The 13,654-nt window shown below is 71.1% G+C and carries 12 protein-coding genes; 4 read left to right on the top strand and 8 right to left on the bottom strand.

Going from position 1 to position 13,654, the window contains the following annotated elements; translation table 11 throughout:
- Positions 1–467 precede the first annotated feature (467 nt).
- Entirely contained in the window at positions 468–1,664 is a 1,197-nt protein-coding gene (locus FRAQA3DRAFT_RS22945; RefSeq protein WP_009741437.1) for a lipase family protein, read from the bottom strand.
- A gap of 551 nt (positions 1,665–2,215) precedes the next feature.
- Here FRAQA3DRAFT_RS22945 and FRAQA3DRAFT_RS22940 point away from each other — a divergent pair.
- Positions 2,216–3,163, top strand: coding sequence for a DedA family protein (locus tag FRAQA3DRAFT_RS22940; RefSeq protein ID WP_009741436.1), 948 nt, complete (start codon positions 2,216–2,218; stop codon positions 3,161–3,163).
- Between the two features lie 464 nt (positions 3,164–3,627).
- Here FRAQA3DRAFT_RS22940 and FRAQA3DRAFT_RS22935 read toward each other — a convergent pair whose 3' ends face one another.
- Positions 3,628–3,966, bottom strand: coding sequence for a P-II family nitrogen regulator (locus FRAQA3DRAFT_RS22935; protein WP_009741435.1), 339 nt, complete (start codon positions 3,964–3,966; stop codon positions 3,628–3,630).
- 116 nt (positions 3,967–4,082) lie between these two features.
- Between FRAQA3DRAFT_RS22935 and FRAQA3DRAFT_RS22930 the strand changes: the two genes are divergently transcribed.
- The 3 genes from FRAQA3DRAFT_RS22930 to FRAQA3DRAFT_RS34250 all read left to right on the top strand — a co-directional run bounded on the left by FRAQA3DRAFT_RS22930 (position 4,083) and on the right by FRAQA3DRAFT_RS34250 (position 5,800).
- The gene (locus FRAQA3DRAFT_RS22930; protein WP_009741434.1) at positions 4,083–4,625 is read left to right on the top strand and encodes a YbhB/YbcL family Raf kinase inhibitor-like protein; all 543 of its coding nucleotides are present in this window, start codon (positions 4,083–4,085) and stop codon (positions 4,623–4,625) included.
- 238 nt (positions 4,626–4,863) lie between these two features.
- Positions 4,864–5,451: a hypothetical protein gene (locus FRAQA3DRAFT_RS22925; RefSeq protein ID WP_051054461.1), complete on the top strand. Its 588-nt coding sequence runs from the start codon at positions 4,864–4,866 to the stop codon at positions 5,449–5,451.
- Complete coding sequence (locus FRAQA3DRAFT_RS34250; RefSeq protein ID WP_051054460.1) at positions 5,384–5,800, top strand: hypothetical protein; 417 nt, start codon at positions 5,384–5,386, stop codon at positions 5,798–5,800. Before FRAQA3DRAFT_RS22925 ends, FRAQA3DRAFT_RS34250 begins: the two co-directional genes overlap by 68 nt.
- Here FRAQA3DRAFT_RS34250 and FRAQA3DRAFT_RS22920 read toward each other — a convergent pair.
- From FRAQA3DRAFT_RS22920 to FRAQA3DRAFT_RS22900, 6 genes are all read right to left on the bottom strand, one after another.
- On the bottom strand, positions 5,767–8,007 hold the full coding sequence (locus tag FRAQA3DRAFT_RS22920; RefSeq protein WP_009741433.1) for a conjugal transfer protein TraC: 2,241 nt from the start codon (positions 8,005–8,007) through the stop codon (positions 5,767–5,769). The two genes, FRAQA3DRAFT_RS34250 and FRAQA3DRAFT_RS22920, sit on opposite strands and share 34 nt — an antisense overlap.
- A complete protein-coding gene (locus FRAQA3DRAFT_RS22915) occupies positions 8,004–9,506 on the bottom strand; it encodes an SCO6880 family protein (protein WP_009741432.1) in 1,503 nt (500 codons plus the stop codon). The genes FRAQA3DRAFT_RS22920 and FRAQA3DRAFT_RS22915 overlap by 4 nt, the downstream gene beginning before the upstream one ends.
- 59 nt (positions 9,507–9,565) lie before the next feature.
- Positions 9,566–10,951: a hypothetical protein gene (locus FRAQA3DRAFT_RS22910; protein ID WP_009741431.1), complete on the bottom strand. Its 1,386-nt coding sequence runs from the start codon at positions 10,949–10,951 to the stop codon at positions 9,566–9,568.
- Positions 10,948–11,748: a hypothetical protein gene (locus FRAQA3DRAFT_RS33520; protein WP_009741430.1), complete on the bottom strand. Its 801-nt coding sequence runs from the start codon at positions 11,746–11,748 to the stop codon at positions 10,948–10,950. Before FRAQA3DRAFT_RS33520 ends, FRAQA3DRAFT_RS22910 begins: the two co-directional genes overlap by 4 nt.
- Positions 11,749–11,817: 69 nt before the next feature.
- Positions 11,818–12,234, bottom strand: coding sequence for a DUF6112 family protein (locus FRAQA3DRAFT_RS22905; protein ID WP_009741429.1), 417 nt, complete (start codon positions 12,232–12,234; stop codon positions 11,818–11,820).
- 13 nt (positions 12,235–12,247) lie between these two features.
- A complete protein-coding gene (locus FRAQA3DRAFT_RS22900) occupies positions 12,248–13,402 on the bottom strand; it encodes a ParA family protein (protein WP_035921376.1) in 1,155 nt (384 codons plus the stop codon).
- Positions 13,403–13,654 lie beyond the last annotated feature (252 nt).

Below are 13,654 nucleotides of genomic sequence, written 5' to 3'. Positions count from 1 at the left end.
GACCGGTCATCGTCGTTTCTTGGCACGGTCACCAGGGCTGATGACAGAGGTCAGCCGGCTGGGAGATCCACAGGTCAGCCATGGGCACCGTGGGCAGAGCGGCGCGGCGGCGGGGGTCCGACCCCGGCGGCACCGCCGAGTTGCCGGTCCGATGTCCACAGGTGAGGCCGGGGCGCGGCATCCGCAAGCCCCCTGCGGGCATCGTCGTTCCTCGAGGCGGTGGACGGCGCCGAGGAGGGCACGGCCGGATGCCCACCATCCCCAGCGGGCTTCGGCGTCCGGCCCCATGCACCCCACGGGTGGGCAGCGACGAGGGCACAGGCGAGCGTGGATCCCGCCTGGGGAGCGTGCACCGATCCACCCGTGACCCTCAGCGGGGCGGCGCCGCCATCCACACGCCCCTGGTGGTCAGCGTGCGGGCCCGGCCAGCCCTGCCAGCGGGTTATCCACAGGTGGGCGGGTGGGGCTCAACTGCGGGCGGCCGCGCCGAGCGCGCAGATGTCGGTGACCACCGGCGGACGTGCGGCGAAGCGTTGCGCAACCCAGCCCATCAGATCGTTCATCGACGTGCCGAGGATCGAGCCGTGATCGGCCAGCGGGTAGCGCCGGTAGTCCACCGTCGTGCCCTCGCCGCACAGCCGGTCGACTACGCCGTCGGTGACCGGCTGGCGAATCACCTCGTCGCGGTCGCCCTGGAGGATGAGCGTGGGAGCCATCCGCCGCATGATCTCGTCCCGCTGCCGCGCGAACCCGGCGGCGAACGGCGGGCGCGTGAGCGGATCCACGGTGAAGGCCGTGCGGATCGACGAGCCGACACTCGACTTCGTCACCTCGTCGGCGCACCGGGTGCGCGCGACAGTGAGCAGCCGCCGGCCGGTCTGGGTCAGGTAGCGGTCGAGGTCGATCCGCGGATCGTCGACGGACTGCCCGATCATTGCCAGCAGCAGGTATCCGACACCGTCGGCCCCGCGCTGCAACGTGGCGAGCGACGCGGGGAGATCCGCCAGCGGCGCGGTCGCGACCACGCCGCGGACGTGCAGCTCCGGAGCGTAACCAGCGGCCAGCGCCCCGGCGGCCAGGACCGCCTGCCCACCCTGTGAATAACCCCAGAGGACGACGTCGCGGCCGGCCTCGGTCTCGGTGAGGGCGTGCGCGGCTCGGGCGGCGTCGAGCACCGCCCGACCCTCGGGCCCGGCGACGTAGATCGCATGCTCGCCGGGGGCGCCCAACCCCGCATAGTCGGTCAGCGTGACGACGTATCCCGCCCGGACCAGAGGAAAGGTCCAGGAGGCGGCGGCCAGCGGTGGACGGGCTCGCGAGGGTGCGCAGGAATCCTGGATGCCCGTCGTACCGTGCCCGAACGACACGACCTTGCGGCCCCCGGCGGGAACCGGGACATCTGTGCCCGGAGCAAGAATGATCCCGGAGACGGGAACCCCGCCGTCGCCGGTCGGCCGGGACCGGTAGGTGACCCGCCAGGCGCGGATACCGGCTGGGGCCGGCGCGACGATCTCCCGGGAGAGCAGGTCACCGGGGGCACCCCGCGGCTGCGTCGGCCCGGCGGACTCGGGCGCGTTGCTGCTGCTCGCGGCGCCCTGCCCGCCGCCGACGTCGGCCCGCCGGCCGCAGCCGGCCAGCGAGATCAGCCCGAGCACCAGAAGCATCACCAGCAGCGGCGCGCGGACCGACCGGGACCGGGACCGGGATCGGCGTCGGGGCGCCCGCCGATCGGGCCGATCGGCGGCGTCGGGTGCGGCCGGATGCCGGGAGCACCGATCACGCACGTCCGATCGGGTCGGGCACGGACCGGTCGAAGTCGGTGAATCATCGTCCGGACCGGGCCGCGGGAAACGCACGAATTAAGCCTATGGTTCGGGCGAAGTCTCGCAGATGGCGGTGCGCCATCGGATCGGAAGTATGTCCCGTATGGGGTGGTTGCCTGTCCCCGCCGTGCGTGGCGGATGTACCGCGAGTCCGTCCGGGCCGGCCTGATCCGACCGCATCCCGCGCGGCCGATCGGTGGGCCCGGCGTGGACCGGAACTGTGGACTATCTGTGGATCAGAGCCAGGTACCCGCAGGTGCCGGTCGGAGACGTCGAAGCGCTCGATACCCTTACGGGATCCGCAGGCGGGGCCGGTGCGGTGGCTCGAACGTCACCGCGGTCTCAACGGACGCGTCCGACCCGTCGCCCGAAGCCGTCGGAGGCCCGCGATTGTGACCACGCTCGCGTCGAGCACGCTCGCCCTAGGTCCCAGCGCTCTGAGCGCTGACAACCTCATCAAGGCGGGGCTGGTCGTCGTCCTTCTGATCGTCTTCGCGGAATCGGGACTGCTGGTCGGGTTCTTCCTGCCCGGTGACTCCCTGCTGTTCACGCTCGGGATGCTGATCGCCCGGGACGAGGTCTCCACGCCGTTGCCGGTCGCAGTAATCCTGATCGGGCTGGCGGCGATCGCGGGCGACCAGGTGGGCTATCTGATCGGCCGTAAGGCCGGCCCGGCGCTGTTCCGCCGGCCCGACTCCCGGTTGTTCAAACAGGAGTACGTCGAGCAGGCGAACGAGTTCTTCGCGAAGAACGGACCGCGTTCCATCGTGCTCGCCCGGTTCGTTCCGATCGTGCGGACCTTCACACCGGTCATCGCCGGGGTGAGCCGGATGAACTACCGGGTCTTCACCATCTACAACATCGTCGGCGGGTTGCTCTGGGGCTGTGGAGTGACCGTGCTCGGCTTCTATCTCGGAAAGATAGATTTCATCCGCGACAACATCGAGGCCATGCTCATCCTGGTGGTCCTGGTTTCGGTGGTGCCGATCTTCGTCGAATACCTCCGGAACCGCCGGCGGAAGCGGGCGGGGGCCGCCGCCGGGTCGGCCGCTGTGGCGGGGACCCCAGGGCCCGGCCAGGACGTCCACGACGGCCGGCCAGCCACCGGTTGGGACGGCGATGGCCGGCACCAGGGCGATGGCCGGGACCAGAACGGTGGCTGGGGCCAGGGCGGTGGCTGGGATCGCGGCGACGGTCACGCGGCGCCTTCCACCTCCGGCGCCGCCGGTGAGGGGCCCGGGCAGGCGGGCGGAGACCCGTCCGTCACCATGCGCCTGCGCCGCGGCGGCGGTGGCGGTCGTCACTCGGCGGCCCATCACCCCGAGACCACTCAAGACTGAGACACGGCCGGCAACGGCCGGGATGCCCCGCCGGATGATCTCAGCGCCGGAGGGATCTCCGAGTGGGCGACCGGGTGCCGGCTCGGCGGGCAGGTCGCGCCGAGCGGCTCCCGCGGTGCCCACCGGTAGCGGAATGGAACGCCGCAGCGTCGCCGGTGCGCGACGGGAATGGCCTGGCCAGATGGGTCCCGACGGGCTCCGCGCCGATACGGGGGGAGTCGACGGGACGCCCGCCGGGACCTGTCAACCGTATCGGGTCAACGGGGCATTGTCGCCCCGCTGATTGCTGGTCGAAGAGCAGAAATGCAGGTAGCGCGAGCGATGTCGGCCGAATGTGACGACCATCTCACTCGAACCGGGTGGCCGGTCGGTTGGCAACGCACGGCACTTCACATTTCACGGTGCGTCCCGGGTCGCCCTGCTTCGCCGATCAAGCCCCGCCCCGGATCAAGCCCCGCCCCGGATCACAGCGCGTCGAGCCCGCGCTCGCCCGTGCGCACCCGGGTCAACGTCTCGACGGGAAGCACCCAGATCTTCCCGGCCCCGCTCGCCGTCGACTCGGCCGAGCGCAGGATCACGCTCAGCACGTCCTCGACGTCGGAATCGGCGACGACGCACTCGATCCGCGCGGCGCTCACCGACTCGTCGTGGAACGTTCGTCCGCGATATGTCTGGGTTCGCCATAGCTCGGTACCGAATCCGGTCACCTGGCTGACGGTCATACCATGGATACCGTAGGTGCCGAGAGCGGCGCGCACGTCATCGACGCGGTGTGGGCGCAGGATCGCGGTGACCAGTTTCACGGCGCTTTCTCGTCCTCGCTTCCAGAGTGAGGTTTCATCGCGGGGAAGCGTAGAGCCGACAGGTGACGGTTCCGTCTCGGGAACGTCATCGCATGGTGCAACGAAAGGAATAGTAGATGTCCCTGCTTGACCGCGGAACTCCTCCCGACCCGTATGACGTGCTCCCCGTTCGCCCGTCATTCGACGTGACCAGCACGGATCTGGTCGACGGCGGCGTCGTGCCGCTCGACCAGGTGCACACGGACGCCGGCGGCGCGAACATCTCCCCGCACCTGTCGTGGTCCGGCCATCCCGCCGGGACGGAGAGCTTCGTCGTCACCGCCTACGACCCGGACGCGCCGACCGGCAGCGGCTTCTGGCACTGGGTGCTGGTCGACCTCCCCGGCTCGGCGACCGAGCTGCCGCGCGGCGCCGGCAGCGGCGCGTTCCCCGGCCTGCCCGCCGGGGCCTACCACGTCCGCAACGACTGGGGTGCCAAGGAGTACGGCGGCGCCGCGCCCCCGCAGGGCGACGTGCCGCACCGCTACGTCTTCACCGTGCACGCGGTCGACGTGCCCAAGCTGGAGATCAACGACGAGGTCGCGCCGGCGGTCGTCGGCTTCAACCTCGTCTTCCACACCCTTGCCCGGGCCGTGCTGCGGGTGACCTACCAGCACTGAGTATCGGTCGCCGGCCGCACGCCCCGCCGTCGCCGCGGGCGGCTGCGGGCGGGCCGCCGGCACCAGGGTGGGCACTGGGGCACCGTCATTTCCGTCGCGTTTCCGGCGCGTTCCCGCTGGAAGCGGACCGTCGGCCGGGGCGCGGGCCCCGGCCGACGGCCGGTCATGACGTCTTTTCCTGGCATACGGCCCCCGTGCGGGGGGAGTCTGGAACCGACTCACGCTCGGGAGGAACTGCATGGGCGACGGTAGACAGACGGATGCGAGCGGTCTCGGCGCGGCTGGCGCCTATGACGCCCGCCGGATCTGGGAGGTGGGGGAGCCGATTCACGCGGTCATCTACTTCCACCCCGCGGTCCGCCGCTTCGGGGAGGAGGCCGGCTCCCACGGCTTCTGGATGGGGTACATCGGCATGCGGGCCGCCCCGCTCGGCGCGGCGTCGGCGGCGACGATCACCTCGGCCTTCTACAACTTCGCGCCGCGCCGGATCGCCCGCTCCGTGCCGGATGTCTGGGCCTACTCCTCACCGGCCCGGCTGCTCGACGCCCGCCTCGCGGCGATCGACGTCGTGCTGCGCGAGCTGTGGGGGCTGGACACGACCGGCGTGGCGGTGCGCCGCGCCGCGGTGCTCGCCGGCCGGGCGGCCGCTCGCCGCCGCCAACGCCGCCCTGCCCCTTCCCGCCGAGCCGCACCTGGCGCTCTGGCAGGCGCTGACGACGCTGCGGGAACACCGCGGCGACGGGCACATCGCCGCCCTGGTGCACGCCGAGGTCGGCCCCTGCGAGGCGCTGGTCCTCGCCGCGGCCACCGGGCGCAGCCCCGGTGAGCAGCTGCGGATTTCGCGCGGCTGGAACGAGCAGGAGTGGGCGGACGCGGTCCGTGACCTTTCGTCGCGCGGCTGGCTCACCGCCGACGGCGAGTTGACCGAGCGCGGCGCCCAGGCCCGGGACGCGATCGAGGACGCCACCGATCAGCTGGCTGCGGCCCCCTACCTGGCACTGACCGTGGCGGAGCGCGGTGACCTGTACGCGACGCTGTACGGGCTCGCCGAGCGGGTGGCGTTGGGTGGCGGGTTCACCTGGCCCAACCCCATCGGGCTGGACTGGCCGCCGTCCTCGGAGCGGGCGGTGGCGGACCTGCGTCAGCCGGTGGAGCTGGGCTCGACCGAAGGGTAGCCATAGCCTCCGGTGAACGGCTCCTCGCCGAAGGCGCCGCCGTCGAATTCCGCGTCGTCGGCGGCGCCTTCGGGGACGCCACGGCGCAGCGGACCCGGACCGAGATCCGGCGGGTCCAGCTCCGCCGGGTCGAGGTCGTCCGGGGTCAGGTTGGTGTCGTCGACCTCGCCGTGCATCTTCGACCCGTTCAGCACCACCGGGATCTCCAGGTCACCGACCACGTGCTCGACGTAGAAGGCACGGGCGCCGATGAGCCACAAAGCGAAGCCCGGATCGAGCCGCGGCAGCAGGTCGGCGGCGACGTCAGTGAGCCCGAGCGCCTCCTGGGTGTCGGCGATCTGGTCGGACGCCTGCTTGTACAGGATGCGGATCGCGGTCTCGGCGAGCAGCCCCTTGGCGATCTCCACCGAGTCCGGGGAGGCGGACAGCAGGTCGGAGATGCGATGGGCGACGATCGCGTTGGCACATCCCCACTGGCGGGCGAGCTTCTGCTGCGCCGAGAGCCGGCGGACGAGCCCGGCGAAGCGCATCAGCCGCCAGCACTCGTCGTAGACGACGTAGCGCTGCACGCCGTCCTGGCGCATCAGGGCCGCTTCCATCCACGCCTGCGCACAGGTCATGATCAGCGCGATCATCTCATCGCTGCCCTGGACCCGCTCCAGGTTGAGCACGGCGATCGGCCGGTCGAAGTCCAGCGGGGAGGTCGTCGGCCCGTCGAACAGCCCGCCGAGCGCGCCGTGGGTGAGCCGGCGCAGCGTCAGGGTGGCGTCTCGGGAGGCGTCGCGCAGCTCGGTGGCCGTCATCGGAAGGTTGACGCAGTCCTCCTCGGCGGGATCGGTCATCGCCTCCAGGACGTGCGGGAGCAGCGGGGTCGCCCAGCGTTCCGGCGACGTCCCGCTGATCTGCCGGGTGACGACGTCGAGGGCGAGGTCCACGGCGGTGTGTTCGGCCGGGGTCAGCGGCACGCCCTTCGCCGTCTCGATCAGCGACGACAGCAGCGACGACCTGGCCCGCTTGACTTCCCGCGCCCAGTCCGCGTCGGCGATGCCCCTCGGGCGCGGCGGAGCGTCCAGCGGGTTGAGCCGGGTCGACATGCCCGGACCGATGTAGGTGGGCTCGCAGCCGAGCCGGCGAGCCAGCCGGGTGTATTCCCCCTTGGGGTCACAGGGCACCGCCGCCTGGTAGCCGAACGCCGCGCCGCGGGAGATCAGCGTCTTGAGCAGCGCCGACTTGCGGGAGCCGACCGCGCCGAACACGGCGAAGTTCGGGTTCTCGATGACCTGCTGGCGGTACAGCTCGAAGACGTCGAAGTCGAACGAGTTTCCCGACCAGACGTGCCGGCCGATGTACATCCCGGGCGCGGCCAGCCCGGAGTCGACCACGAACGGGTAGATGCCGGCGATCTGTGCCGTCGTCTCCATGTGCGCGGGCAGCCGCAGCTTGTGATAGGCGCGCCCGGCGAACGGGCCGAGCAGTTTCGGCGCCTGCGCCCCGCGGCGCAACGCCGCCTGGGCGCGGCGCATCGCGGCCTTCTCCGCCGCGGCGGCGGCCCGTTCCGCCCGGCGGCTGCGGCGGGGCGACGGGTCGGCTGGCGGATTCGACCGGCGCCGCCGCGGACCGCCGCCCAGGTCGACGTAGCCCTCGGCGTCGCGGCCCGGGTCGTGGTCGGCGGCCTCGTACGCCGCGGCCTGGTAGCCGTCCGGGTCGTAGCCGGCCTCGTGGTAGCCGGGCGGGTCCAGGTCGTCGTAGGCGGCATCCTCGAAACCGGTCTCGTCGTCGTACCCGGCTTCGTCGTACCCGTCCGTCCCGTCGGCGTCGCCGTACCCGTTCGCCTCGTAGCCGGCGTAGGGGGCGGCACCGGCGCGGCCGGCCGCCGCGGAGGCGAGGTCGCCGGTCGGGTACGCGCCCGGGATGGGCACGAAGCCGCCTTGGTGGCCGCCCGCGTCCGCCGCATCGGGGTGCACGCCGTTGCTATGGAGCGCGCCGTTGCCATGGAGCGCGCCGTTGCCATGGAGCGCGCCGTTGCCGTTGAGCGCGCTGTTGCCGTTGAGCGCGCCGATTCCGTCACCGCCGACGACCTGACCGTCGCCGTTGCCGAATCCGCGCGGGACGACGTAGCCGGGCCCGACGCCGTGGCCGCCGTCGGGCCCGCTGCCGTTGTCGGAGCTGGCGCCGTTGTTGCTGTGGTTGCCGTGCCCCGGACTCATGAGACTCCCACCGCCAACGGTAGGGCCCCGACGCTGAAGCCCTGGTCCTGTTCTCCGACGAGGCGCACCATCTCCAGCCGGCTGCGCGACGCCAGCGTCTCGGCCTCGCCGCAGGCGTCGGCGAGCCCGTCCAGATCGTCGGCGGAGACCGTGACGAACCCGTGGAAGCGGAACGCCCCGAAACCGGCGATCAGTTCCTGCTCGCGTCGCTCCACCTCGTCGGCCTCCGCCACGTCCCGCTGCGTGGTGACCTTGCCGACCTTGTCCCGCATCTGCTGTTCGCCGAGGTGCGCCATCCGCCGCCGGTTCACCGCCTTCTCCGCCTTACGACCGGGCAGCGGCTCCACGACAAGCGACACCGTGCGCCGACAGGTCGTCTCCATCAGTAGCGGGGCGAGGAAGGCGGCGGGCGAGGGCACTCGGGGCCAGCCGTTGATCCAGTACGTGGTGTGGAAGCCCGAGTCCGTGCGGTAATGATCCCAGGCGGTGACGGTCCGCACCGGGCCGGCGACGGCCGGGTCGATCCCGGACGCCAGGCCCTTCAACCCGCCGGCGAGGTCGGTGCTCGCGCCGCCGCGAGCGTCGATCATCTCGATCGAGTACGGATCGTAGGTCGTGCGGATCACCGCGGCCAGCGCCCGCGGGGGCAGCCAGCCGACCGTGTTGATCGACGCCCGGGCGAGCGCCGCCTCCATCGTGCGCAGCTCGCCGAGCAGGACCGCGCAGGCCGCCTGGTCGCCGCCGCCCGCCCGCTGGATCGCCCGGCGGGCGTCCTTGGCGCGCAGCTGGAACGACAGGTAGGTCTCGTGCCGCTGGGCGACGGGACCGGCGGCGTCGATCACCTGCTGGTAGGCGTCCGCCGCCCAGGAGTCGTCGTGGTGGCCGCGGACCCGCCAGTGGCGCTGGAGCTGGTCCCCGGAGTCGGGCAGGGTGCGCTCCAGCCACTGGATCCGGGACAGCTTGCCGCCGCCGCCGGTCAGCCCGGCCAGCAACTCGCCCCAGGCGTCCACCCGGGCCTGCTGGTCACCGGACTCCAGCAGGGCGAACTGGCTGCCCTGCACCTGCAGGACGGCGGTGTAGGTCTGTTTCTTCGAGTCCTTGACCACCGCTACGTACCGGCCGCCGCCAACCGGGACGGACAGCATCACCAGGGAGGACAGCGGCCCGGGAAGGACCGTGCGGCTGAGCTGGTCCTCCCCGGCGCCGAGCCGGAAGAACGCGCCACGGAACACCGTCTCGCCCGTCACCTTCTGCATCGTGAAGCCGAAAAGGATCGGCACCCACTGGTCGAGGTTACGATCCTCCACCCGGACGAAGGCGACGAACAGCAGGGCCACCGCGAGCAGCACCCAGATCGGAATGGCTACCAACGGTGACCGGAGGGCGCCGAGGACGCAGAGCATCACGCCGATCATCAGGGCGAGCTGCGGCCAGCGCATGCCGAGCATGACGCCGCCGCGTTCGAGCGGCCCGAACCGGTAGCTGCGTTCCGCGACCATCTACTACCTCACTCGCCCGTTGATCATCTGCGCGGTGCTGCCTGTTCGCATGGCGGTGCTCACTGACCTCCGGTGCGGGACGGGGGCAGCTTCGGCGCCGCCACCGTGGCCGGACGGGCCGCAGGGGCGACCGGCGGCCGGACCTGGCTCGTCCGCGTGGCCGCGCCGTTCCTGGCCGGTGCGACGCGGGTGGCGGTCCGGGTCGCACCGTTCGGCCGGGCGCTGGCGCCGACCGAGACGGTCGCCCGGGTGGGGCCGCCGGTCCGGGCCGGCTGCCGCGTGGCGCCGCCTGCGCCGGATCCGCCGGTCCGAGGTCGCCCGCCGCCGGAGCCCCGCACCGACGCGGTCGCGGCACCGGCCCGGGAAGTCGTGCCCACGGGTGCGCCGATGCCGCCGCGCCCGGTCCGTAGCGCAGCCGGCCGAGCGAGTCCCGGCTCGACACCGATGCCGCCGGCGTCACCGAGCACGCCGCGATTACGCGTCTGGAGCCGGGCACCGATTCCGCGAAAGGTCTCGCGGGACGTCGATCCCAGCAGTGCGCCCGCGCCCTGCCCGAAGGACGCGGCGCTGCGCCGGCCCGCCGAGCCGACGGCCCGCATCAGATGGACGTCGGCAAATCCCATCAGGTGCATGAGGACGAACGGGGCGAACACCGCAGCAATCATGACCACGGTCCCGCTGAGGATCGTCAGGGTCTGATCGACCGTGGAACCGGTCGAGTCGCTCGCCATCCCGGCACCGAGCGTGAAAATCGCGTAGATGACTGGCTTCGCGAAGATCAGGGCCAGGAGGATCTCGGTGGCGCGCTTGATCCATGCGCTCGTCGACATCGTCGGCTGCCCGGCGAGGTAGAGCGGGATGAAGACCGCCATCACGATGATCGCGACCTTGCGGATGTAGAGCACCACGAACAGTGCGAACGAGAACATCGCGACGAGCAGCGACAGCACGAGGTCGAGCGCGAAGTTGCCCTGTTCCGGTAGCGCGCGTAGCTGGGCCACGAGCTCGGACCCCAGCGGTTTCCCGTTACCGAAGGCGTCGGCGATGCCGTCCGACGCGGTCAGAATCATCTGGAGCAGGGCGAGTGCGATGAACGAGCCCAGGATCGAGGTGCCGGTCGCCGCGAGCGCCCGAACGAAGATGTGGGGGTCCCCCCGCACCGCGCCCATGATGCAGGCACAGAGGAAGAGGCCGGTAACGATCAACACCGCGATCCCGAACGCGATGTTGTAGTTCTCGACGACGTAGTCGGCTTTCAGGTCGATGGTCGTCTTCTGCGCCGCGAAACTGAACACGGAACTCGACAGGTCCGCGGCCATTCCGCAGAACGCCGTCCCCATCGAATCGAAGTAGGCATCCACACTCCCCGAAATCGCGTGCTTGATTCCATTGAGGGGATTTAGAGGAATAAAGGATGCGGCAAGAACTTCGCTACCTTCGGTCACGTGCCAGCTCCGACCAATCGAAATTCCTTGAAACCTTCGGCTGCGCGTTCGGTGATATCCGGCTCTGCGGGGCCGTCGCCTGCGTCTTTAAGCTTCCAGTCCTCCCCGTTCCATACTATTTGACAGAAGTCCGTCCCCCACCCCTGTCTAGGGGCAAGATTGGGATCCGAATTCCCATAGATGCCGAATGCGATAGTGCCCCAGATGGTCACATTCGCTTCGTTCTCATTGTAAGAGCGGACCGCGTATCCTACGCCCCGTCCAATTAGACTGAAGTTAGGAGTTTGAATCGAGGGAACGCCGTATGCTTTAGCGCTGTCCTTATCATTTTGGATAATCAAATCGGCGATCCGTTTAGAGGATTCGGGCAACGCAATCGACTCGTACATCTTTCTTATGCGGGATGGCTCGCGATTTCGTAGTGTCCCAGTGATGGCGTCGTAGTTTGCGCAGGCGCTCACTGCACCGGCTTCGGTACGAGGGTAGCCAACTGGGATGCCAAACTCATTGATACGGGTGGGTAGACCGGGGACCTGACTGCCGCCTGCGGCGTCCACTGGTTTTCCCTCGGTGGAATCCGGTTTCGGGACCAGGGCGGGCGTGGGTGAACTCGCCGGGCTAGAGGTCGGAGCTGTACTAGGAGCGGGCGCTGGCGCGACTGAGGCGGTGTCTGGACGCGCGCCCTTGTCCGGGATGACATAGCGTCCGATCACCAATCCGCCGATCACACTCACCGTGCCGGTGGCGACGATGATGATGATCAGGCGTCTGGCCACACTCTCCATCAGGACCGGCAACGCCCACTCCCCTCACAAGACGGCACGGCCATCATCGCAATGTCCGCCCGCTGGCACCCGGGGAACCGGTCAGAAGAGCGTTGACGATGGGTCATGGACCACGCCGGGGTCAACGGCGACGGTGACTTCGACGGCGGGTGGGCGCTGCCCACCCGGGTTGGGCGCGGGGGCGGTGGCCGTTGCGCCCGTGGCCAGGAAGAAGTTGATGAAGGCCGCGGCGGCGCCGACGAGGAATGCCAGCCCGAAGCCGGCGATGACGCCGCTCTTTCCGACGGTCGAAGCTCGCTCGAGTCCCATCCGCTCGCCGAGTGCCCAGGCGATCCCGCCGAGTAGCACGGCGGCGACGGCGGCGACCACCGCATAGGCGGCCAGGCCGTTGACCAGGTCTTTCAGCGCGTTGATGCCGGGCGCTTTGGTTTCGTCCGGGTCCACCTTCACGTCGGCCAGGATCACGGTCGCCTTGGCGGAGGCGGCGTCCAGGATCATCGCGGTTCCTTTCTCACGGGCGGGGTCCGCCCGGACGATCCGGTCCGGCGATCCTTGAGGGTGCCGTTGGTGACCGTAGGTCGCCGAATGATACGCCTGGCGGCGTGGGGTGATCCCCGGTAGTGCTCGCGCCGCCGCTGGTCGCGCCAGTCTGGGTACGTGGAGTGACTGGTCTGACGGCGTCGCGTGAGGTCCCGGCTGGCCGCTCGCCGGCCGCTGTAGGGGCCGCCACCTCGGCCTTTGCCAACGTGAACAGGTTTTCCACGGTGGCCGCAGCCAGCCGCATGTAGGCGCGGCGAGTACGTCGGCGTAGCCGTGGGATGCGAACCGGCGTGTGCCGGCTCGGGTCCAGTCGGGCGTCGTAGGGGATGCGCACGAGGGAGTCCACCTGCCGACCGAGCCGTGCCGCGGCCGCTCGGGTGCGGGGCGACGGCCGACCGCGCCGCGGCGCGACGATCGCCGCGACGATCGGCGGCCCCCCGTCGCGTGCCGGCCGCCGGCCCGGCGCCTCGCGGAACGCCCGCAGCCGCATGAGAGTCGCCTCCAGATCGGCGGCGGTGGCGAGCGTGATCAGGACGACGAGATCCGCGGCCTCGACCGCGGTCTCGGTCAACGGAGCCCCAGTCGGCGCGTCGACCAGCACCAGCGGGTAGGAGTGGGCGAGCAGACCCAAAGCCGACCGCAGCCCGGCCGGTGTGACCGGCTGGGCACCGGACGGGGCGGCGGGCGCGTCCTGGCCCGCAGGGCCGTCGCCGGCGGGGTGCGAGCCGTCTGCGACCTGGCCGGCATCTGGCCGGATCGGTAGCACGTCGAGGTCCCGCGTGCCCCCGGAGCGCCTGCCGCTGATCATCAGGCTTAGCTCCGCGGCGGTTCCATCGCCGGCCTGGTGCCGGACGACGTCCGCGACGGTGGTCGTCCCGGCGGAGCCGACCCGGCTGGTCAGCGGGTCGCCGCGGGGCTCCTCCTCGTCGCCGCCCGAGGCCGGCGACGTTCCCTCGGTCGGGAACTCCCCGGGCCACAGGTCGACGGCGAGCACCGGATGCGCGCGCACCCCGGTCAGGGTCAGGCCGATCACGCCAGCGAGCGTCGTCGTCCCCGAGTACGGGAACAGCGAGGTCACGGTGACCCGCCAGGAGCCCGGCAACGGGATGCGGGCCCGGTCGCGCACCGAGAGCCGGACCGGGATCTCCTCCCATGGCTGCAGTCCGCGCGCGCCGCCCCGCGGTTCCTGCCACGGCCTGAGCCGACCGTCGGATGCCGACCGGTGCGCCGCACCCGGCCGGTCTTGAGCCGGTGCCGGTACGGCCTTGCGGGGGGGCTGGGGCGGACGCGGGGTCCGCGGCGACGGTGCCGGCTTCGCGCCAGGCGCCGCCGGAAGCGCCGGGGTCCGGGCACGCCCGGCGGACGAGCCTGGCTTCTC

Origin of the sequence: Frankia sp. QA3 (assembly GCF_000262465.1) — a bacterium.
Lineage (GTDB): Bacteria > Actinomycetota > Actinomycetes > Frankiales > Frankiaceae > Frankia.
Note: the sequence above shows the minus strand (reverse complement) of the source record. Positions and strands in the feature narration are given on the sequence as shown.

What these genes read in the sequence shown, in the direction of transcription:
- FRAQA3DRAFT_RS22945 (WP_009741437.1), bottom strand. Translation starts at nt 1,664, where the DNA reads ATGCTTCTGGTGCTCGGGCTGATCTCGCTGGCCGGCTGCGGCCGGCGG.
- FRAQA3DRAFT_RS22930 (WP_009741434.1), top strand. Translation starts at nt 4,083, where the DNA reads ATGTCCCTGCTTGACCGCGGAACTCCTCCCGACCCGTATGACGTGCTC.
- FRAQA3DRAFT_RS22925 (WP_051054461.1), top strand. Translation starts at nt 4,864, where the DNA reads ATGGGCGACGGTAGACAGACGGATGCGAGCGGTCTCGGCGCGGCTGGC.
- FRAQA3DRAFT_RS22920 (WP_009741433.1), bottom strand. Translation starts at nt 8,007, where the DNA reads ATGAGTCCGGGGCACGGCAACCACAGCAACAACGGCGCCAGCTCCGAC.
- FRAQA3DRAFT_RS22915 (WP_009741432.1), bottom strand. Translation starts at nt 9,506, where the DNA reads ATGGTCGCGGAACGCAGCTACCGGTTCGGGCCGCTCGAACGCGGCGGC.
- FRAQA3DRAFT_RS22905 (WP_009741429.1), bottom strand. Translation starts at nt 12,234, where the DNA reads ATGATCCTGGACGCCGCCTCCGCCAAGGCGACCGTGATCCTGGCCGAC.